We start from the raw sequence: 21612 nt of genomic DNA on the forward strand, positions 1-21612 counted from the left end.
GCCCTAGCGCGTAAAGCTCTGCGCGTTGCCGGCATCGACGTTGATGATGTTGCCGGTTGATTTGGCGGACATGTCCGATGCGAGAAAATAGACGGCTTCGGCAATATCTTCGGGATAGACCGAGCGCTTCAGCATGGATCGCGAACGATAATGCTCCTCGAGGTCGTCGGTGGACATCTTGTAGGCTGCTGCTCGCTGCTCTTTCCACTCGCCGGTCCATATCTTGGAGCCGCGCAACACAGCGTCCGGGTTGACGACGTTGACCCTGATCTGTGCTTCCGCGCCTTCGAGCGCCAGGCATCGCGCAAGGTGGATTTCGGCGGCCTTGGCAGTGCAATAGGCTGAGGCATTGGGCGATGCCGCAAGCCCGTTCTTCGACGCGACGAAGACCACGTTGCCACCGAGTTTCTGAACCCGGAACAATTTGAAGGCTTCCCGACTGACCAGGAAATAGCCGGTCGCCAGAATGTCCATGTTCCGGTTCCACAGAGCGAGCGTCGTTTCTTCCACCGGCGCGGACGATGCAAGGCCGGCATTCGACACCAGGATATCGACGCCGCCGAACTCCACCGCCGTTTCGGTGAACCCGACAGCAACCTGCTCTTCCGCCGTGACGTCAAGGCGAACAGGGCGCACGAAGTCCTTGCCGTGCAAGGCGGCAAGTTCCTCATGCGCCTTGGCAAGGGCCGTTTCGTCGATGTCGGCAAGCACAACGCAGGCGCCTTCGCGCAACAGGCGCGCGGCGGTCGCCCTGCCGATGCCGCCCGCACCGCCGGTGACCAGTGCGATCTGGCCGGCCAAGGCCTTCGGCTTGGGCATGCGCTGGAGCTTGGCTTCTTCGAGAAGCCAGTATTCGATGTCGAAGGCCTCCTGCTCGGGCAGGCCAACATAGGTCGAGACGCTCGAAGCACCGCGCATGACGTTGATGGCGTTGACGTAGAATTCACCGGAAATGCGTGCCGTTGCCTTGTCGTTGGCAAAGGTGAACATGCCGACGCCGGGCATCAGGTAGACCACGGCGTTGGGGTCGCGCATGGCGGGAGAGTCAGTGTGTTTGCAACGCTTGTAGTAGGCCTGATAGCCGGCCCGATAGGCGGTTATGTCGTCAGCGAGTCGCACTACTACCGCATCCGTGTCCGGTTTTGCCGGATCGAATTCGATAACCAGAGGCCTGATCTTGGTGCGCAGGAAATGGTCGGGGCACGAAGTCCCAAGCGCCGCCAGTTCGTGCAGGTTCGCTGAATTGACGAACTCCAGTACGGTATCGGAATCGTCGAAATGCCCAACCTTGTGGGATTTCTCGGATATGAGGCCGCGGATCGCCGGCATCAGCCTGGCTGCGATAGTGCGGCGCTGGCCTGCGTCGAGCGATTTGACGACTGCGCCGCCGAAAGCTGGTTTTCCCTCGCTCCTGCGCTCGAACCAGTCGATAGCCTGGTTGATAACCGCAATGGTCGTTTCGTAGCAGGCCTTCGGGGTGTCGCCCCACGTGAACAGCCCGTGACTTTCGAGGATCACGCCCTTGGCGGCAGGGTTTTCAAGGCAGAATTTTTCCAGCCACAGCCCGAGTTCGAAGCCGGGCCTTTTCCACGGCAGCCAGCCGATTTCGCCGCCGAAAATCTCTTCGGTCAGCGCCCTGGAATCCTTGGCTGCAGCAATTGCAATGATGGCGTCCGGGTGCATGTGGTCGACATAAGCGTGCGGCACGTAAGCGTGCAACGGCGTGTCGATGGACGCCGCGCGCGGATTGAGGTTGAAGGTGCAGTGCGGCAGGAAGCCGACCATCTCGTCTTCATGCGCAAGGCCGCGATAAAGACCTTTCAATGCGCGCAGCTTGTCCATGTAGAGCGTGGCGAAGCCATCGAGCTTGATGGAGGCGCTATCGCCACCCGAACCCTTGACCCAAAGAACCTCGACCTGCTCGCCGGTCAGCGGGTCCGCCTGCGCTATCTTCGACGAGGTGTTGCCGCCGCCATAGTTGGTGACGCGCTTGTCGGAGCCGAGGATATTGGAACGGTAAACGAGTTGCTCCGCCTCGTTCATTGCAGCCGCTTTGGTGTCATCCCACAGATTTGCGAGGCGCGAGCCGGTGCGCTTGTCGAGCATGATGCAAATCCTCCCAAAGGCGCGCAGATCGCTGCGCAATATTAGTCGCAAACTTCCACGATCGTTTGCGCACGTCAATCAAAAACAATCAAATACAATCATATTGCGCTGCACAATGGAATTATTTGATTGGAAATGATTGACGTTGCGCGAAATGCGTGCGTAGATGAGAAGCAGGGAGGAACCATGCACGAGAAAGAACGCCACAGGATCATTCTGTCCGCCGTCCAGGAAAAACCTGTCGTGACGGTGCAGGAATTGGTCGATCTGACCGATGCTTCGGAGGCGACGATCCGGCGCGATATTGCCGCGCTGCACGTGCAAAAGCGGCTACGCCGGGTGCGAGGCGGTGCCGAGGCTATTTCTCCTCCGGCGTTCGTCGGTCTGGCCGGGCGCCCGTTCTCCGTCAATGAAACCATCAATGCCGTGCAAAAGCGGGCGATTGCCCGCGAGGCGGTTGAACTTTGCAGGGATGGCGAGCCGATCATCATCAATGGCGGCACCACCACCTTCCAGATGGTGCATTTCCTCACCAATCGGCGCATGCCGATCTTCACCAATTCGTTTCCTATCGCCGAGCATCTGCTCAAGCATTCCAAGAACACGGTGATGCTGTCCGGCGGCACCATCTATCGCGAGCAGAACATTATCCTGTCGCCGTTCGAGAACGACGTGACCCGTAATTTCTATGCACGGCGCATGTTCATGGGCGCGCAAGGGCTGGGACCGCTCGGGCTGATGGAAGGCGACCCGCTGCTGATCCAGGCCGAGCAGAAACTGATCGACCAAGCGGACGAACTGGTCGTGCTCGTCGACTCCTCGAAGTTCCGCCAGCGTTCGAGCCTGATCTTGTGCGGCCTGTCGCGCATCGCCACCGTGATCACCGACGAAGGCATCGAGGACCGGGAGGCCAAGATGCTGGAGACCGCCGGCGTCACGCTGATCGTCGCCAAGGTGGCGGCCAAACCGCAAGAATCTTCGCTGCAGGCCTGAACCAGGCGCCGCAGTGCTGATGAGAATGCAACGCTCAAGGGAGGTATTTCGATGAGCATCTGGAAAAAACTGCTGGTGACGGCAGCGTTCTCGGCCGCCATGGTCGTGAACGCGGCCTATGCAGACAACGTCAAGATCGCGCTGGTGGTGAAGTCGCTGGGCAACGGCTTCTTCGACGCCGCCAACAAGGGTGCCGAGGAAGCGGCCAAGGAACTGGGCGACGTGGAATTGATCTACACTGGCCCCACCAAGGCGACCGCCGAGGCCCAGATCGAGGTGGTCAACGCGCTGATCGCTCAAAAGGTCAACGCCATTGCCATCTCGGCCAATGATGCCGATGCACTGGTGCCTGCGCTGAAGAAGGCGATGGAACGCGGCATCACGGTGATCTCGTGGGATTCCGGTGTGGCGCCGGAAGGCCGGCAACTTCACCTCAATCCGTCCGACACCAACTTGATCGGTGAAACCATCATCAAGCTCGCCGCAGACTACCTGCCTGAGGGTGGCGACGTCGCCATCCTGTCGGCCGCCTCGACGGCGACCAACCAGAACGCCTGGATCGATGCGGCAAAAAAGGTGCTGCCGGAGAAATTCCCGAAGATCAATCTCGTCGCCACCGTGTATGGCGATGACGATTCTGCCAAGAGCACCGACGAGGCCAAAGGCCTGCTGAAGTCCTATCCGAACCTGAAGGCGATCATTGCACCGACCACCGTCGGTGTCGTTGCGGCCGCCCAGGTGGTGACCGACGAGGGGCTGATCGGCAAGGTCAACGTGACCGGCCTGGCGCTACCTTCGGAATTCAAGAAGTTTATCGACAATGGCGCCAGCCAGGCAGTTGCGCTGTGGAATCCGATCGACCTCGGCTACTCGGCGATCTATCTGGCGCACGACCTCGCCGTGAAGAAGGAAGAGGCAAAGCCCGGTGCCACGCTGTCGATCGGCCGCGTCGGCACGGTTACGCTCGACGACACCAACTCGGCTGCGATGGCGCCGCCCTTCCAGTTCGACAAGTCGAACATCGAAGAGTTCTCGAAGATCTACTGATCGGGCAAGTCTGGCGGGCGGCCGGGTCGCACTCGGCCGCCCCTTTCGACCAAGGCGTTCAGGACCAAAGACATTCAGGGCTTGATACGGATATGGACACGACAGCCCGGCGCAACGGAGCAAATGAGCGGCCGCTGGCTTCGACGGCGCGCCTGACGCTCTCCGGCATCAGCAAGAGCTTTCCAGGCGTGCGCGCGCTCCACGATGTCGGTCTGTCGCTCTATCCGGGCGAGGTGACGGCGCTGGTCGGCGAAAACGGTGCCGGCAAATCGACGCTGGTCAAGATTATGACCGGCATCTACCAGCCGGACAGCGGCACCATCGCCGTGGACGGCAAGCCGGTTACGCTGCCGAGCGCGCATGCGGCCTTCGCCCATGGCATCACCGCGATCCACCAGGAAACTGTCCTGTTCGACGATCTGTCGGTGGCGGAGAACATTTTCCTCGGGCACGCTCCGCGCACCCGTCTCGGATTTATCGACTGGGCCATGATGCGGGCCAATGCGCACGAAGTGCTGACCACCATGCAGGCTGGGCATATCGATCCCGATTCCCGCCTCAAGGATCTCGGCATCGCCAACAAGCATCTGGTCGCCGTTGCGCGCGCCATGTCGATCGATGCCCAGATCGTGACCATGGACGAGCCGACAGCCGCACTTTCGATGAAGGAGATCGAGGAGCTTTTCCTGCTGATCGAATTTCTCAAGAGCCAAGGCAAGGCGATCCTGTTCATCAGCCACAAGTTCGATGAGATTTTCCGCATCGCGGACCGCTATACCGTTTTCCGTGACGGCGAGAAGGTTGGCGAGGGCCTGCTCAGCGAGACCAACCAGAACGAACTCGTCAAGGCGATGGTCGGACGCTCCATCGACCATATCTTCCCGCAGCGCACCGTCTCCATCGGCGAGCCGGTGCTGGCCATCGAGGGCTTGTCTCACCCGACTGAATTCGACGATATCGGCTTCAAGCTGCACAAGGGCGAGGTCCTCGGCTTCTACGGGCTTGTCGGCGCAGGACGAAGCGAAGTCATGCAGGCAATCACCGGCATTACCCGCACTAGCCGCGGCACGATTTCTCTTGAAGGCGCAGAGATCGCACCGAGATCGGCAGCCGATGCCATCGAGGCGGGTATCGTCTACGTGCCGGAGGAACGCGGCAAGCAAGGTGTGGTCATCGGCCTGCCGATTTTCCAGAACGTCTCCTTGCCTTCGCTGAAGCGCACAGGCAAGTCCGGCTTGTTGCGACTGGCCGAAGAGTTCACATTGGCCCGCACCTACACGCAGCGGCTCGACCTGCGCGCCTCCTCGCTCAGCCAGGATGTCGGCACGCTCTCCGGCGGCAACCAGCAGAAGGTTGTCATCGCCAAGTGGCTGGCCACGCAACCAAAAGTCATCATTCTCGACGAACCCACCAAGGGCATCGACATCGGCTCCAAGGCTGCCGTGCACGGCTTCATGGGCGAACTGGTCACTGAGGGGCTTTCGGTCATCATGGTGTCTTCCGAACTGCCCGAAATCCTCGGCATGTCGGATCGAGTCGTGGTCATGCGCGAAGGGCGGATCGCAGCTGTTTACGACAACAAGGAGCTTGACGCCGAGACGCTGGTGCGGGCAGCCGCGGGGATCGCCGCATGAAGAACCTCTTCAAATATCGCGAAGCCTGGCTGCTCTTGGCGATTGCCGTTGTGGTCGGGCTCATCTCCACCCGCTTCCCGGCCTTCGCGCGACCGGACAATCTCGCCCAGGTCTTCAACGACACGTCGATCCTGATGATCCTGGCGCTCGGCCAGATGGTGGTGATCCTGACGCGCGGCATCGATCTGTCGATGGCCGCGAACCTGTGCTTTACCGGCATGGTCGTGGCAATGCTCAACGCCGCCTATCCGGGCATTCCGATCCCGTTGCTGATTGTCATTGCGCTGGCGGTCGGGCTGGTTTTGGGCGCCATCAACGGGCTGTTGGTCTGGCGTCTCGACATCCCGTCGATCGTGGTTACGCTTGGCACGCTCACCATCTATCGCGGCGCGACCTTTGTCTTGTCAGGCGGCGCATGGGTCAATGCCGACCAGATGAGCCCGGCCTTCATCGGATTCCAGCGAGCCGTTGTGGCGGGCATTCCAGTGCTATCCTGGGTCGCCATCGGTGTCATCGCGCTGTTCTTCGTGCTGATGACGCGCACGGCGCTTGGGCGCTCGATCTACGCTGCCGGAGTCAATCCGACGGCAGCCGTTTATGCCGGCATAAATGTCGGCCGCACGCAGTTCGTGGCGTTCTGCATTTCCGGCATGATTTCCGGCCTATGCGGCTATTTGTGGATTTCACGCTACGTCATCGCCTCGGTCGAGGTCGCAAACGGCTACGAACTCAACATCATCGCAGCCTGTGTGATCGGTGGCGTGTCGATCGCTGGCGGTATTGGCTCGGTCGGCGGGGCTGTGCTCGGGGCGTTGTTTCTCGGCATAATCTCCAACGCGCTGCCGGTCATCAACATCTCGCCATTCTGGCAGATGGCGATCTCAGGTTCGGCAATCATCCTCGCTGTCGTGCTCAATGCGCGCGGCGAACGCCGCCAGGGCCGCATCATCCTCAAGAAGGCAGAAGCGCGATGAGCGATACGCCAACCCCACGTCGCATACCCGACAGGCTCGACAAGCCGCTCAAATCGGCCGTGTTTTCCTGGGAGGCGCTGCTGGTGGTGGTAGCTGTCGCGATATTCATCGCCAACAGCCTGGCGTCGCCCTACTTTCTCGATCCATGGTCGTTGTCGGACCTGACATTCAACTTCACTGAAAAGGCCATTGTCGCGCTCGCGATGGCATTGCTGATCATCGCCGGTGAGATCGACCTATCTGTCGCGGCAATCATTGCACTGGCGTCCACTTTGATGGGCATGGCCGTGCAAGTGGGCGTCGGCACGCCTGGATTGGTCTTGATCGGCATTGCAGTCGGTCTTGCCTGCGGCGCCTTCAACGGGCTTCTGGTAACGCGCCTTGGCCTGCCGTCCATCGTGGTGACAATCGGCACGATGACGCTTTATCGAGGCATTGCCTTCATCATCCTCGGCGACCAGGCCTATAAGGGATACCCGTCCAGCTTCGCCTTCTTCGGGCAGGGCTATGTCTGGTGGGTGGTTTCATTCGAGGTCACGTTGTTTCTCGTCGCCGCAGCCATCTATTGGGCCTTGCTGCATCGCACGAGTTTCGGGCGGCGCATCTTCGCCATCGGCAACAATCCGGTCGCAGCGCAATTTTCCGGCGTGCGCGTCGGGCGCACCAAGTTCATCCTGTTTTGCCTGACCGGGCTTATGTCGGGCGTCGCGGCGATCCTCATCACATCGCGGCTGGGCTCGACTCGGCCCTCGATTGCGCAGGGCTATGAGCTTGAGATCATCACCATGGTGGTGCTGGGTGGCGTCAATATCCTCGGCGGCGCGGGCAGCATTCCGGGCGTGGTGATAGCCGCCTTCATCATGGGGCTGGTCACCTTCGGCCTCGGCCTGCTCAATGTGCCGGGCATCGTCATGTCGATCTTCGTCGGCCTGCTGCTCATCGTGGTGATCGCGCTGCCAATCGTCTGGCGGCGCCTGCGCCGGGAGAAGTTGGCCTGATGCCAGACAAATATGCCTTCCGCATGCGGCTCAACCCCGGCATGAAAGCCGAATACAAGCGGCGCCACGATGAAATCTGGCACGAGCTTGTGACGTTGCTCAAAGATGCCGGCGTTTCCGACTACTCCATTCATCTCGATGAAGCGACCAACTGCCTGTTCGGCGTCTTGTGGCGCGCCGACAATCACGGCATGACCGACCTGCCCCGCCACCCGGTGATGCAGCGTTGGTGGGCTTACATGGCGGACTTGATGGAAACCAGACCGGACAACGAACCGGTGGTGGTGCCGCTCGAAACCGTTTTTCAAATGGAATGACGATGGCCGATATCCGCCACGTCGCCGTCATCGACATCGGCAAGACCAACGCCAAAGTGGCGATGGTCGACCTTGAGACGCTATCGGAGACAGAGGTCAGAAAGACCGTCAATCGCCCTTTGCCCGATGGGCCTTATCGCCATCACGATGTCGAAGCGATCTGGAATTTCATCCTTGAAAGCCTTGCCGCGCTGGGGCGCGAACAAAGGGTCGATGCCATTTCCGTGACAACGCACGGCGCAACGGCTGTCTTGCTTGGCGCCGACCGGGCGCTGGCGATGCCGGTGCTGGACTATGAGGATAGCGGCCCCGACATGCTGCGCGAACGCTATGACGCCGTGCGGCCAGAATTCGAGGAAACCGGCTCACCAGCTCTACCGTTCGGCCTCAATCTTGGAGCGCAGCTTTTCTGGCAGAGCGAAACTTATCCCGAGGCGTTTGCCCGCGTCGCGAAAATCCTGACCTATCCGCAATACTGGAGTTGGCGGTTGACGGGTATCGCGGCCAGCGAGGTGACCTCGCTGGGCTGCCACACCGATCTATGGAACCCCTATCGTGGAGATTTCTCCACACTCGTCGATCACATGGCGTGGCGTCGGCTGTTCCCTCCGCTGAAGGCCGCGCGTGCGCCACTGGGCAGTATCCTGCCCGAACTCGCCCTGAGCACGGGGATCGGTCCATCGACACCGGTCCAATGCGGCATTCACGATTCCAACGCTTCGCTGCTGCCGCACCTGTTGGCAAGGCAGGCCCCATTTTCGGTCGTCTCGACGGGCACCTGGGTTGTCTCCATGGCGATCGGCGGCCGAAAAACAGCCCTCGAACCGGCCCGCGATACGCTAGTCAATGTCAACGCATTCGGCGATCCGGTTCCTTCCGCCAGATTCATGGGCGGGCGCGAATTCGAGGTGCTGTCCGGCGGCGTGAGTTCGACGTCAAGTGACGAGGATCTGGCATCGGTGCTCGATCGCAAGATCATGCTCCTGCCTTCGGTGCAGCAGGGTTCCGGGCCATTTCCAACGGCGACCGCGCACTGGACCGATAGGCCTTCGCCCGGCGAACGCAATGTTGCGATTGCTTTCTACCTCGCCATGATGACCGCCACTTGCCTCGATCTGATAGGCGGCGACGGCAGCACCGTCATTGAAGGCCCGTTTGCCGCGAACCAGCACTACTGCGACATGTTGCAGGCGGCAACGGAGCGGCCAGTTCTGCCTCAAAGCGGACAAGCTACCGGCACGAGCATTGGCGCGGCACTATTGGCGAGTGCGCCCCGATTACCGCCGGTCGGCCAAGCCGAGCGAGCGAATCCGCCCTATGGATGGAGCCGCTACGCACAGGCGTGGCGTGAGGCGGTCAAAACCCTATAGCTATCCAGGCAAGGCGACGCGCCCTCACGTCTAGGCCGACCATAATTCCTACTCAGCCGCCTGCCTTACCGAAAGGAGCCGCTGCTCGACCTGCTGCAGATGCTGTCGCATCGCCGCAGCGGCCCCGCTGAGATCGCGCACGGCAATCGCTTCGACGATCCTGTCATGATCTGCAAAGCTGTGGTGGTCTTCTGGAGGACGCGCGCCCTCTGAACGCAGGCGTCCCCAAACCACGGTGCGGCGGATTGCGTTCAGTACGTCGAACAGGCCAAGCAGCACGTTGTTGCTGCTGGCTTGAGCGATCTGCCGGTGCAACAGGTTGTCGATGTTCTCATACTGGCGCCAGGTTGCGGCCTCGCGCGTCTGAACGAGCGACTGGCGCATCGCGGCAATATCGGCAAGCGTGGCGTGAAGCGCTGCTTCGCGGGCGATTTCCGGCTCGATGATCAAACGTGCGCGCATCACATCGGTCGGATTGGTTCGCCCGGCAATCTCGGAGATGCCGATGGTCTCCTCGACCGGCCCGCTTCCCACGAAGGTGCCCTTGCCGACATGCCGCCAGATGTGGCCGTCCTTCTCCAGAACATCGAGCGCCTTGCGCAAGTCGCCGCGGGAAACGCCGAGGCTCTCGCAAAGCTCACGCTCCGGCGGCAATCTGCCGTCGCTCGGCAGATCTATCTGCGTAAGAAAAGCCTGAAGCTGCACCAATGCCGCATGGCCGCCATTTCCAATTTTGTCCATTGGTTCGACCAATCGTGAATCCATCGCTGAGCATTGGTAATAATGCGAATGCCCAAAACGGTCAACTGTACGGCAAACAAGGGTTTGGTGGCTGAAGTTTTTGGTTGACACCTGACGGTTATTGACCAATTCTGCCGTAGAGTTAAACCAATCAGAAAATTGGTTATGGGAGGAAGTGACATGATCGAACTTTCCAGACGTACCGTCCTGGCTGCGGCATTCGCCGCCGCGCTTGGGAGCACAATGACCCTTCCGGCAGCAAGTGCCGGCGAAATGAAGATCGCATTCGGCGACCTTCCGGGGATCGAATCCATCCAGACGCTGGCTGCGATCGAACGCGCCAAGGAGCGCGGCGTCGGCGTTGAGCTGATCATCCTCAATGACGAGGACCTGGCCGCCCAGGCAATCGTCGGCGGGCAGGCCGATGTCGGCATCGGCGCACCCTATACGCTGATCCAGAAGGCTGGGGTGCCGATCCGCATGTTTGCGCAAATCTCGACGCAGCGCTTCTTCCCGGTGGTCAACGCGGAGGTCTACAAGACGTGGAAGGATCTCGACGGCCAGGAGATCGCCGTACAGGCGCGCGGGTCCGGCACCGAAGCGGTGATGATGCTGATGGCAAAGAACAACGGCATCTCGTTCGGCAAGGTCAGCTACGTGCCCGGTTCGGAAGTCCGGCGCAACGCGCTGCTCCAGGGCACGATCAAGGCCTCCATTGTGGATGCGGCCAACCGTCGGGCACTGGAGACGGAAGCTCCTGGAAAATTCACCGTGCTTCCAGTCGAAAATGTCAGCGCCACCGACGAGGCGGTCTTTGCTACTGCGGATTATCTGAAGAACAATGCGGCCGACGTCGATATCCTGGTCGAGGAATTGATGAAGACTGGACGCGAAATCACCGAAAATCCGAATGCGGCGGTCGAACTGCGCAACAAATACAAGCTTCTGCCGGATCTTGGAGCGGACGCCGATGCGGAAATCGCTGCCTATTACAAGGAGACGGCAGAAGCCGGCAGTCTTGCACTGAATGGTGGTGGCGCAGAAGCTGCGGCCGACGATTTTGCCTTCTTTAGCGCCGCCGGCCAGATTGAAGGCGACCCGGCTTCGCTCAAGACGGAAGACTTCTGGGATACCAGCTCAATCGACCGCGTGCTGGCCACGCTCGGCAAGAAATAGGCGAAGGCCCGATGTCTTCAGGATCGGGAGTGGGCGGGGCCGCCAGCCTCGCCTCGCCTTCGCGGGGCGTGCAGGCAGGAAGGCTGATCGAGCGACCGATCGTCTTGCGGTTGGTTTCGATCGCGCTGTTTGCAGCGATCTGGCAGGTTGCGGGGCTCATTCCGGTGAGCTTCGCCTTTCCAACCTTCTCCGACACGATGGTCGCCTTCGTCCGCATGATCGCGGATGGCAGCCTGCCCACGGCTTATATCTCGACCCTGCAGCCGCTCATCCTTGGCGTCATCCTGGCGACATTCGCCGGGGTCGGCGTCGGCACGCTGTGCGGCTTGTCGCGTCCGGGGGAATGGCTGCTCATTCCGGTCTTCATCGTATTGCAGGCTGCCCCGGTCGCTGCCTTCATTCCGCTGGTCACCTTCATCTACGGCATCGGGATGACCGCCAAGACGCTCGCCGTGATCATCCTGGCCCTGCCGGTGATCGTCCTCAATACCTACAAGGCCGTCCGCAATGTCAATGAATCGCTATTGGTCATGAACCGGTCCTTCATGGGCACGAGATGGCAGGAAGTGACCAAGATCGTCCTGCCGGACGCCAGCCCGGTGATCTTCGCCGGGTTGCGCCTCGGTGTCGCCGCCGGTTTCGTCGGCGTCGTCCTGGCCGAACTGCTGATTACGCCGACGGGCATCGGCGACCTCATCACCTTCGCGCGTTCCCGTGCCAACTATGCCGGGATGTATGCCACGATCGCTTCGGTCATAGCCCTTTCGACCGTGACGCTGGTGGCTTTGCAGTGGATCGAAATCCGTGTCTTCAGGCCGGAAAAAAGGGGAGGCTGAAGATGCATGCCGCCATTGTTAGAAATGACGCCGTTCCGACCAATGTTGTATCAGACGCCATCGTCGAAGTGCGTGGCATCTCCAAGACCTATAGCGGCGTCGAGGCGCTGCGAGACGTCGATCTGGATTTTCCGCGCGGCAAGCTGACCAGCCTGCTTGGACCGAGCGGATGTGGCAAGACAACGCTGCTCAAGATCATCGCCGGTCTGATCGGAGCCGATCGCGGCACTGTTGCGGTAAATGGAAAAAAAGTAAGCGCGCCGGGTCCTGAACGCGCCTTCGTTTTCCAGGATTTTGCCTTGCTGCCCTGGGCGACCGTTCTGCGCAATGTGGCTTTCGGGCTGGAACTGCGCGGTACGGCGAAAGAGGAACGCGAGGCGATCGCCCGCCGTTATGTCGTCGATGTCGGGCTTGCCGGCTTCGAGGACAAATATCCGCACGAATTGTCGGGCGGCATGCGCCAGCGGGTCGGGTTGGCAAGGGCGCTGTGCGTCGATGCCGACGTGCTTCTGCTCGACGAGCCGTTTTCGGCGGTGGACGAACAGAACCGACGCAAATTCCAGGAAGACCTGATCCGGCTGCGCACCAACCAGAACAAGACCTTTATCTTCGTCACCCACTCGATCGAGGAGGCCGTCTATATTTCCGACCGCATCGTGCTGCTTTCGCCACGGCCGGGGCGAGTGTCGCGGATCATCGAACCGGAAATCGACCGGTCCGGCGATCCCGATCGTATCCATCGCGACAAGCACTATCTCGATACGGTTCAGGAAATCTGGCAAGGGCTGAAGCAATATGTGGAGTAGCCCGCGATGACCCTTTTTGGCTACCGCGTGCCGATGATGGCCTCGCTGCTCGTCTGGTGCATTCTGTGGGAAATCGTTGGCCGGATGGACCTGATGTTCATCCTGCCGCCATTCAGCGACGTGCTGGTTGCTGCCGTCGATCTGGTGCAGCTTCCTTCCTGGCAGAGTGCGACCGTGACAACGCTGCGGGCCTTTTTCATCGGCATGGTGTTGTCGGTTGTCGTAGGCATTCCGCTCGGCATGCTGATGGGCCGGGTCAAGATCGCCGACGATCTGCTCGGCATGTGGGTCAACATCTTCTCCAGCGCGCCGCTTTCTGCCATCGTGCCGGTGCTGATGATCCTGTTCGGCTTCGGCGAAAACACCATCATCGCTGCCGTTTTCCTGTTTGCGATCTGGATCATCGTACTCGATACGCGCGCCGGTGTTCGCCACATCTCCCCCTCGCTCATCGAGATGGCGCGTTCCTACGGCGCCTCGCGGCCGGCGCTCTACAGCAAGATCATCGTCTGGGCGGCGCTGCCCGAAATCCTCGCCGGCATCCGGCTTGGCCTGATAAGGGGCGTCAAAGGTGTGGTCATCGGCCAGTTGCTGGTCGCCATCGTCGGCTACGGGGCGCTGTTCGAGACCTTCTCGCGTAATTTCCGCATGCCCCAGTTCTGGGCGCTGACCATCATTCTGTTTGCCTTCGCACTCGTGGTTTCTGCACTGATCGAGTGGGCCGAGGCGAAAGTCGAATTCTATGCAGGAGTAAGGTAATGAACATCCAGGGTGCGGCCTCCAACTACATCATCGAACCAACGGCAATCGCGACATTGCCCGTGGTCGGCTCCGACCGCCTGTTTCCCGTGCATCGCGTCTATTGCGTCGGGCGCAACTATGCGGCCCATGCCGTGGAAATGGGGCACGATCCCAACAAGGAACCGCCGTTCTTCTTCCAGAAAAACCCCGACAATCTCGACGTCAGCGGAAAGTTTCCCTATCCGCCGGCCTCCAGCGACGTCCATCACGAGATCGAGATGATGGTGGCGCTGAAAAGCGGCGGCAAGGACATCCCGTTGGAAAAGGCGCTCGACTGTGTCTATGGCTATGGCGTGTCCCTCGACATGACGCGGCGCGATTTGCAAGGCCAGGCCAAGGAGATGGGCCGCCCGTGGGAGGTCGGTAAGGCCTTCGAGGCATCCGCACCATGCGGCGCACTGGTGCCGGTGGAGAAGATCGGCCACCCGGAGCATGGCGCGGTCTGGCTCGACGTGAATGGCGAGCGCAAGCAGACCGGCGATCTCAACCAGATGATCTGGAAGGTGCCGGAGATGATCAGCTATCTGTCGGGCCTGTTTACTCTGATGCCGGGCGATGTCATCCTTTCGGGAACGCCGTCGGGCGTCGGGCCAGTCAAGCGCGGCGACGTGCTGCGTGGTCATGTTGACGGCGTCGGAGATATCGAGGTTCGCGTTGTCTGAGGCAGGATCGATCATCCAGCGGCTGGCACGGGGGCAACATGATGCGCCTGCCGTGTCGGCACCTGACCGGGCGACGCTGACACATGGCGGGCTGCGCCAATTGATGTCGGACGTTGCCGATCAGTTGCACGCGCGCGGCGTCGGGCGCGGCGATCGTGTCGCTATCGTGCTGCCGAACGGACCCGAAATGGCGACGGCCTTTCTCAGCGTTGCCGCCGCCGCCACGACCGCGCCGCTCAATCCCGCCTATCGTGCGGACGAACTGGATTTTTACCTGACCGATATCGGCGCCAAGGCCATCCTTGTCGCCGAGGAAGAAACCGGTCCTGCCGTTACCGTTGCCGAGCGGCTGGGGATCGGCATTCTTCGGCTTGTCGCGCTGCGTGACCAACCGGCAGGCAGCTTCCGGATCGAGGGCGATGCGGTTGGGCCAGCTGCCCCGCCCGACCTCGCCAAGGCCGATGATGCAGCCCTTTTGCTGCACACATCGGGAACCACTTCACGGCCGAAGCTGGTGCCTCTGCGCCATGCCAATCTCGCCGCTTCAGCCGCGCATATCGGCGCGACACTGAGGCTAAGCGCGACTGACCGTTGCCTCAACATCATGCCCTTGTTCCACATCCACGGACTGGTCGCGGCGGTGCTGTCTTCGCTTGCCGCCGGCGCCAGCGTTTTTTGCACGCCGGGATTCAATGCACTGAAATTCTTCCATTGGCTGAACGAGGCGCAGCCGAGCTGGTATACGGCTGTGCCGACCATGCATCAGGCGATTCTGGCCCGGGCGGCGCGCAATGCCGAAGCGGTGGCCGCCTCACAATTGCGCTTCATCCGCTCGTCTTCCGCCTCGCTGCCGGCGCAGGTCATGGCCGAACTGGAAACCACCTTCCGCTGTCCGGTGGTCGAGGCCTATGGCATGACCGAAGCGGCCCACCAGATGGCGTCTAACCAATTGCCGCCGGGTATGCGCAAGCCTGGTAGCGTCGGTCCGGCAGCAGGTCCGGAAATTGCAGTCATGGCGGTGGACGGGCGGCTTCTGGGGCCGGGCGAAATCGGCGAAGTGGTCATTCGCGGCCCCAATGTCACCGCCGGCTACGAAAAGAACCCGGGCGCCAACGAGACTGCCTTCGCGCATGGCTGGTTCCATACAGGCGACCAGGGCGTGCTTGATCAGGACCGCTATTTGCGTGTGACCGGGCGGCTCAAGGAGATCATCAATCGCGGTGGCGAGAAGATCTCACCGCTTGAGGTCGATGAGGTCTTGATGGATCATCCCGCCGTCGCCCAGGTGGTGACCTTTGCCATGCCGCATGACAAGCTCGGCGAAGAGGTCGCGGCGGCGATCGTGCTGCGCGACGGTAGCACCGCCAACGAGAGCGAAATCCGTGATTTCGCGTCCGGCCGGCTGGCCGATTTCAAGGTGCCGCGGCGAATCGTGATTCTGGAGGAAATTCCGAAAGGCGCTACTGGTAAGTTGCAACGCATAGGTCTTGCAGCCAAACTCGGCCTTGGCTGATGCGCATTGCGGTCTTCGGTGCGGGAGCGATTGGCGGCTATGTTGCGGCGAAACTCGCCGCCGCAGATAGGGCCGACCTGTCGATCGTGGCGCGCGGCGCACACCTTGCGGCCATGCGTGACACGGGGCTGCGCCTAATAGAAAGTGGGCAAGAACGCGTGCTTCAGGTGAGAGCGGCAGCGGACGCGCGCGAACTTGGGGTTCAGGACTATGTCGTGCTGGCGCTGAAGGCGCATTCGCTTGGCGGTGCGCTCGACCAGATTGCCCCGCTTATCGGCGAGCAGACCGCAGTGGTCACCATGCAGAACGGCGTGCCTTGGTGGTATTTCCACAAGATCGGCGGGCCGTTGGAAGGTGCGCGCGTCGCGGCTGTCGATCCGGGAGGGACAATCTGGGACCGGATCGGTCCCAACCGGGCGATAGGTGCGGTCGTTTATCCGGCCGTCGAAGTCGATTCACCGGGCGTGGTGCGGCATGTCGACGGCAATCGCTTTTCGTTGGGGGAGCCATCCGGTGACAAAAGCGAGCGGGTGACGCACCTTGCCGCGGAAATGATTGCAGCCGGGCTTCAGGCGCCGGTGCGTGAGGACATCCGCAGCGAGATCTGGGTCAAGCTATGGGGCAATCTGTGCTTCAACCCGATCTCGGCGCTGACTGGCAGCACGCTTGCCGAGATCGTCGCCGACGAAGGAACGCGGCTATTGGCGCGCACCATGATGCTGGAGGCGCAATCGATCGGCGAAAGCCTCGGCGTGAAGTTCCCCATCGGCGTCGACCGCCGCATCAAGGGGGCGGGCGATGTCGGTGCTCACAAGACCTCAATGCTGCAGGACCTTGAGCGCGGCCGGCCAATGGAGATCGATGCGCTGGTGACCGCCGTACAGGAACTTGGTCGGCTCACCGGCCAGCTGACACCGGCCATCGATACCGTATTATCGCTGGTTCGCAGGCTCGCCATCCAACGCGGTTGCTATCCCGCCTAGTGCATGTCGCCCGAAAGCGGGCCGGTTTCAGGCAACGACATGCATTAAAAACAAACACTTAAAGCGCGGCCAGTAAATCTGAAAGATCGCGACGTGCTTAGGGAAACGGACCGGAAATTGGAATCCGGCTTTAAGGATATTCGACGCTCTGAAAGAGCAATACCAGCAGAGAGGAGAAGACTACCCTCGGTTGCCGGAAAGTTGGACGCGCAAAAAGCGGTATGGGACACCGCGATCTTGCGTTCCTGTCCGGCTTCAGGAAACCGAACCCGTATGAAGCCATAATCTGTCCGCGGTGCGCCAATGTTTGGGCGACTCGGCGTCCGTCTCCAAATGCCGGAAGAATCAAACCTTCAAGCGGCTTGAGCCATTCGCTCATTGGTCATGCGGTACGAAATGGCTTCCGCCAGATGAATGCGGCCGACCGTTTCGCTGCCATCGAGATCGGCGAGGGTCCGGCCAACCTTCAGCACGCGATGATAGGCGCGCGCCGAGAAGCCGAGCTTTTCGCTGGCATCGCGCAACAGCGCCAAGCCGGCCGCATCAGGCATCGCGATCTCCTCGATCAATGCGGGCGGGCAGTGTGCATTGGTGGAAGCACCGCCAACCCCCAGGCGCTCGAACCGTTCGCGTTGCAAGGCCCGGGCCACGGCCACGCGCTGGCCCACGGCTGCACTGGTTTCGGCCTTTCCTGGACGGATGAGGTCAGCGGCGGAGACTGCCGGGACCTCGATCCGGAGATCGATGCGGTCGAGCAATGGCCCGGAAATGCGCGCCTGATATTCTGTGCGGCAGCGCTCGCCACGTGCGCATCGGTAACCCGGCTCGCCGGCCATGCCGCACCGGCACGGGTTCATCGCTGCGACAAGTTGGATACGCGCCGGATATGTGACGCGGTGATTGGCCCGCGCGATCATGCACTCACCGGTTTCGAGCGGTTGGCGCAACGCATCGAGTGTCTGCGGCGAGAATTCCGGAAATTCGTCGAGGAACAAGACACCGTGATGCGCGAGAGACACTTCACCAGGACGTGCTCTCAACCCGCCACCGACCATGGCCGCCATCGATGCCGAGTGGTGCGGCGAACGAAACGGCCTCCTGTCCGTCAACTTGCCTTCGGCCAGTTCTCCGGCAACCGAGGCGATCATCGACACTTCCAGCAGTTCTTTCGGCACCAGAGGCGGCAATATCGACGGCAGCCGCTGCGCCAGCATCGATTTTCCGGACCCCGGCGGGCCAATCATCAGCAGGTTATGCCCTCCAGCAGCCGCGACCTCGATCGCCCGCTTGGCGCTTTCCTGCCCCTTGATGTCAGCCAGGTCCGGCAGATCGTTGGGGGCGGCGCGAATGCCGGCCTGAGGCCGCGACAGAACCTGCGAACCGCGAAAATGGTTGGCGATCGCGATCAGGCTGCGTGGTGCGAGGATGTCGATGTCGCTACCCGCCCATGCGGCCTCCGGGCCGCAACCATATGGGCAAATCAGTCCCTTGCCGTCCGCATTGGCGCCAATAGCCGCCGGCAGTGCGCCAGCGACCGCGGCTATGGTGCCGTCCAGCGACAACTCGCCCAACACGACATAGGCAGCCAGCATGTCGCCGGGAATGGCGCCCAGCGCCGCCATCAGCCCAAGTGCGATCGGCAGGTCGTAATGGCTGCCTTCCTTCGGCAAATCAGCCGGCGCCAAGTTGATGGTGACCTTCTTGGCGGGCATCGACAGACCGGAAGCATGAAGGGCAGCTTGCACGCGCTCCCGGCTCTCGGCCACGGCCTTGTCCGGCAGGCCGACGATCGACATACCCACCTTGCCGGGCGCCACCATGACCTGGACGTCGACGGGCACGGCCTCGATGCCCTGAAAAGCCACTGTACGAACGCGCGAAACCATTCCGCCCCCGGATGGGGAACGTCCCCTTGCCCGCCTGTTCGCGGGCTCCCTCGACGACCCCGTTGGGACGTAACCACAGCCGGACGATCAAATCAAGAACATTTAGAGAACGATCTAAAGCACAGGCTGCAATCCGGTTGTGCGAAGTTGCAAGAGTAGAACAAATGCGAGCCTTGAACGGCTGCCTATCGGCGCTTTTCCTCGACTGCGTCCCAGAACAAGGCGGTGATATCTGCACCGCCGAAGCGCTGAATCTCGCGTATGCCCGTCGGTGAGGTGACGTTGATCTCGGTCATGTAGTCGCCGATCACGTCGATGCCGACCAGAATGAAGCCACGCTCTTTCAGCGACGGGCCGATTGCCGCGCAAATCTCGCGTTCGCGCTTGGTCAGATCCGCCTTCTCTGCGCGGCCGCCTACATGCATGTTGGAACGTGATTCCGATTCTGCCGGCACGCGGTTGACCGCACCGACCGGTTCGCCGTCGATCAGGATGATGCGCTTGTCGCCAGAGCGCACTTCCTTGAGGTAGCGCTGGACGATGAACGGTTCGCGAAACAGTTGCGAGAACATCTCAAGAAGGGAAGCGAGATTGCGGTCGGCTTCATGCAGATGGAAGATGCCGGCACCACCATTGCCGTAGAGCGGCTTGACGATGATATCGCCGAACTCCTTGCGGAAGGCGGCCACTTCCTGCGGGTCCTTGGTGATCAAGGTTTCCGGCATCAGATCCGCAAACTCGGTGACGAAGATCTTTTCAGGGCTGTTGCGCACCCAGGCCGGGTCGTTGACCACCAGCGTTTTCGGGTGGATACGCTCCAGGATGTGCGTGGTGGTGATGTAGTTCATGTCGAAGGGAGGGTCCTGTCTGAGCAGGATCACGTCCATCTCCGAAAGATCGGTGCGCACCGGCTCGCCAAGAGAGAAATGGTTGCCCTTCTCATCGCGTACGGTCATCTCCTCGATGCGGGCAAATACCTTGCCGTTCATCAGAGAGAGCCGGTCAGGCGTGTAATGATAGAGGGCGTGGCCCCGACGCTGCGCCTCCAGGGCAAGTGCGAAGCTGGTATCGCCGACAATCGACACGGTGGAGATATGGTCCATCTGGACGGCGATCTTGAGCGGCATTGCAAAGGCTCTCCGAAGTCACGACGCGTGTCATATACGAGACTTGCCGCACCCTGCCAATGCAATTGCCTAAGCCAAACGCGGCGGAACCGGATCAACGGAAACGCCCGTAGGCTCTCAAACGCTGCGCTCGCAAAAAGATCCTCCGACGATACGTTTCCTAAAGGGTTTGATGCCACTGTCGCACCATACTTTGCGTGAGAACAGGAAAACCGATGCAAACGCCGTTTAGCACCGGGCAAATAAGCAGGGACGGCAGCGACCTGGCTTTTACCGATGCGTTGACCGGGCTCGGCAACCATCGCCGCTTTTTCGACAAGGTGGACCGGTTGATCAGCGACCGGGCCGACGATCCGGCGCCGTTTGCCATCGGCATACTCGACCTCGACGGCTTCAAACCGATCAACGATCTGTTCGGCCACAGGGCCGGCGACGACATCCTTGCCCAGGTCGCCATGCGCCTGCGCGCCTCGATGGACAGCTATTCGACCGTGTGCCGCATCGGTGCCGACGAGTTCGCCTTTCTCTACCCGATGGTCTTCAGCGAAGAGGCCGCCGCCGAACGCGCGCGCATGTTGATTGAAATTCTGTCCGCCCCTTATGATGTCGGTGAACGCACCGCGCGGCTTTCGGCTTCGACCGGCTGTTCGCTGTTCTATTCCGGGGATGAAACCACGGAGATCCTCATCAACAAGGCGGAGACGGCACTTTACCACGCCAAGCGTTCGGGGCGCGGGCAGGTCGTCGTCTATACGCGCGAGATGGAAGAAGCGGCCAAGCGCGTAACCCGTATCGAGCAGGCCTTGCGGCGTGCGGTTTCAGCAGGCGAAGTGGAGCCGCATTTCCAACCCATCGTCGATCTCAATACGCGCCGCACGATCGGCTTTGAAACGCTGGCGCGCTGGACCGACCGCGATCTCGGGCCGGTTTCCCCGGTCGTCTTCATCCCCATCGCCGAGGAGCGCGGCATCATCGGGCCATTGTCGCAACTGGTGCTGCGCAAGGCTACCGAGGCGGCCAGAAACTGGCCGAAGGACCTGTTTTTGTCGTTCAACCTGTCACCGTCGCAACTGGTGGACCAGAATACCGGCCTGCACATCTTGTCTATCCTGGATCGGACCGGTTTCGACCCGCGCAGGCTGGAAATCGAGATTACCGAAACCGGCCTGATGAACGATCCGGCATCAGCCGAGAAGATCGTCGAGGACCTGCGTCGCGTCGGCATCCGCGTCGCGCTCGACGATTTCGGAACTGGCCAGTCGTCACTGGGGCGGCTGCGCGAATTTCACTTCGACAAGCTGAAGATCGATCGTGCCTTTGTCTCCTCGATCCTACAGGACCGCCCATCCGAACACATCATCCGAGCCATTCTGGCGATGTGCCAGGGGCTCGGCATGGATGTTGTGGCAGAAGGTATCGAGGAAGAAGCCCAGGCGGACCGTCTCGTGGAATTCGGATGCGGCGGCGGGCAAGGTTTCCTGTTCGGGAAGCCGGTCGACGCCGATGCGACGCTGGGCTATCTGCGAGACCAGTTCCGCGGTGCGCTGCGCGCTGCGGGAATCTAGGACCAATCGACATTCAGGTTTCGGGCGTGGCGCGAGCCGGATTTTGGTCCTGACAAGGAGAAAACGCAAGGCGGTGT

19 protein-coding genes are annotated in these 21612 nt (G+C 61.1%); 15 read left to right on the forward strand and 4 right to left on the reverse strand.

Features of this window, described 5'->3' with window-relative positions:
* Positions 1-3: 3 nt before the first annotated feature.
* The gene (locus ASD64_RS14905) at positions 4-2106 is read right to left on the reverse strand and encodes a bifunctional rhamnulose-1-phosphate aldolase/short-chain dehydrogenase (RefSeq protein ID WP_056106370.1); all 2103 of its coding nucleotides are present in this window, start codon (positions 2104-2106) and stop codon (positions 4-6) included.
* Between the two features lie 186 nt (positions 2107-2292).
* On the opposite strand from ASD64_RS14905, the gene ASD64_RS14910 reads away from it, so the two are divergent.
* The 7 genes from ASD64_RS14910 (at position 2293) to ASD64_RS14940 (ending at position 9439) form a co-directional block, all read left to right on the forward strand.
* Positions 2293-3099 (forward strand): DeoR/GlpR family DNA-binding transcription regulator, encoded by an 807-nt coding sequence (locus ASD64_RS14910; RefSeq protein ID WP_056106371.1) that lies wholly within the window; start codon positions 2293-2295, stop codon positions 3097-3099.
* A 51-nt stretch (positions 3100-3150) separates the two neighbouring features.
* Positions 3151-4146, forward strand: coding sequence for a rhamnose ABC transporter substrate-binding protein (gene rhaS / locus ASD64_RS14915; RefSeq protein ID WP_056106373.1), 996 nt, complete (start codon positions 3151-3153; stop codon positions 4144-4146).
* A 92-nt stretch (positions 4147-4238) separates the two neighbouring features.
* A complete protein-coding gene (locus ASD64_RS14920; protein ID WP_056106375.1) occupies positions 4239-5780 on the forward strand; it encodes a sugar ABC transporter ATP-binding protein in 1542 nt (513 codons plus the stop codon).
* Positions 5777-6754, forward strand: coding sequence for an ABC transporter permease (locus ASD64_RS14925; RefSeq protein ID WP_056106376.1), 978 nt, complete (start codon positions 5777-5779; stop codon positions 6752-6754). The genes ASD64_RS14920 and ASD64_RS14925 overlap by 4 nt, the downstream gene beginning before the upstream one ends.
* Complete coding sequence (locus ASD64_RS14930) at positions 6751-7752, forward strand: ABC transporter permease (RefSeq protein WP_056106378.1); 1002 nt, start codon at positions 6751-6753, stop codon at positions 7750-7752. The genes ASD64_RS14925 and ASD64_RS14930 overlap by 4 nt, the downstream gene beginning before the upstream one ends.
* Positions 7752-8069 carry an L-rhamnose mutarotase gene (gene rhaM / locus ASD64_RS14935; RefSeq protein WP_056106380.1) on the forward strand — a complete coding sequence of 106 codons (318 nt, stop codon included), beginning with the start codon at positions 7752-7754 and terminating at the stop codon, positions 8067-8069. Before ASD64_RS14930 ends, rhaM begins: the two co-directional genes overlap by 1 nt.
* A gap of 2 nt (positions 8070-8071) precedes the next feature.
* The gene (locus tag ASD64_RS14940; RefSeq protein WP_056106382.1) at positions 8072-9439 is read left to right on the forward strand and encodes an FGGY-family carbohydrate kinase; all 1368 of its coding nucleotides are present in this window, start codon (positions 8072-8074) and stop codon (positions 9437-9439) included.
* Positions 9440-9487: 48 nt separating this feature from the next.
* On the opposite strand, the gene ASD64_RS14945 is transcribed toward ASD64_RS14940, so the two are convergent.
* A complete protein-coding gene (locus ASD64_RS14945; RefSeq protein WP_056106384.1) occupies positions 9488-10180 on the reverse strand; it encodes a FadR/GntR family transcriptional regulator in 693 nt (230 codons plus the stop codon).
* A gap of 180 nt (positions 10181-10360) precedes the next feature.
* Here ASD64_RS14945 and ASD64_RS14950 point away from each other — a divergent pair, with 180 nt between their 5' ends.
* Genes ASD64_RS14950 through ASD64_RS14980 form a run of 7 tightly spaced genes read left to right on the forward strand, consistent with a single transcriptional unit; the run spans position 10361 to position 16957 of the window.
* The gene (locus ASD64_RS14950) at positions 10361-11356 is read left to right on the forward strand and encodes an ABC transporter substrate-binding protein (protein ID WP_056106386.1); all 996 of its coding nucleotides are present in this window, start codon (positions 10361-10363) and stop codon (positions 11354-11356) included.
* An 11-nt stretch (positions 11357-11367) separates the two neighbouring features.
* Positions 11368-12192 carry an ABC transporter permease gene (locus ASD64_RS14955; RefSeq protein ID WP_056106388.1) on the forward strand — a complete coding sequence of 275 codons (825 nt, stop codon included), beginning with the start codon at positions 11368-11370 and terminating at the stop codon, positions 12190-12192.
* 2 nt (positions 12193-12194) lie between these two features.
* Positions 12195-12998 (forward strand): ABC transporter ATP-binding protein, encoded by an 804-nt coding sequence (locus ASD64_RS14960; protein WP_056106391.1) that lies wholly within the window; start codon positions 12195-12197, stop codon positions 12996-12998.
* Positions 12999-13004: 6 nt separating this feature from the next.
* Positions 13005-13757: an ABC transporter permease gene (locus ASD64_RS14965; RefSeq protein WP_056106392.1), complete on the forward strand. Its 753-nt coding sequence runs from the start codon at positions 13005-13007 to the stop codon at positions 13755-13757.
* Positions 13757-14461: a fumarylacetoacetate hydrolase family protein gene (locus tag ASD64_RS14970; RefSeq protein WP_056106628.1), complete on the forward strand. Its 705-nt coding sequence runs from the start codon at positions 13757-13759 to the stop codon at positions 14459-14461. The genes ASD64_RS14965 and ASD64_RS14970 overlap by 1 nt, the downstream gene beginning before the upstream one ends.
* Positions 14421-15974 (forward strand): acyl--CoA ligase, encoded by a 1554-nt coding sequence (locus tag ASD64_RS14975; protein WP_056106394.1) that lies wholly within the window; start codon positions 14421-14423, stop codon positions 15972-15974. Before ASD64_RS14970 ends, ASD64_RS14975 begins: the two co-directional genes overlap by 41 nt.
* On the forward strand, positions 15974-16957 hold the full coding sequence (locus ASD64_RS14980) for a 2-dehydropantoate 2-reductase (protein WP_056106396.1): 984 nt from the start codon (positions 15974-15976) through the stop codon (positions 16955-16957). The genes ASD64_RS14975 and ASD64_RS14980 overlap by 1 nt, the downstream gene beginning before the upstream one ends.
* A gap of 353 nt (positions 16958-17310) precedes the next feature.
* Here ASD64_RS14980 and ASD64_RS14985 read toward each other — a convergent pair whose 3' ends face one another.
* Positions 17311-18843, reverse strand: coding sequence for a YifB family Mg chelatase-like AAA ATPase (locus ASD64_RS14985; RefSeq protein WP_056106398.1), 1533 nt, complete (start codon positions 18841-18843; stop codon positions 17311-17313).
* 185 nt (positions 18844-19028) lie between these two features.
* Complete coding sequence (gene gshB / locus ASD64_RS14990; protein ID WP_056106399.1) at positions 19029-19970, reverse strand: glutathione synthase; 942 nt, start codon at positions 19968-19970, stop codon at positions 19029-19031.
* A gap of 215 nt (positions 19971-20185) precedes the next feature.
* Between gshB and ASD64_RS14995 the strand changes: the two genes are divergently transcribed.
* Positions 20186-21535 (forward strand): putative bifunctional diguanylate cyclase/phosphodiesterase, encoded by a 1350-nt coding sequence (locus ASD64_RS14995; RefSeq protein ID WP_056106401.1) that lies wholly within the window; start codon positions 20186-20188, stop codon positions 21533-21535.
* Positions 21536-21612: the final 77 nt, after the last annotated feature.

The sequence above is a fragment of the Mesorhizobium sp. Root157 genome (assembly GCF_001427385.1).
GTDB lineage: Bacteria > Pseudomonadota > Alphaproteobacteria > Rhizobiales > Rhizobiaceae > Mesorhizobium.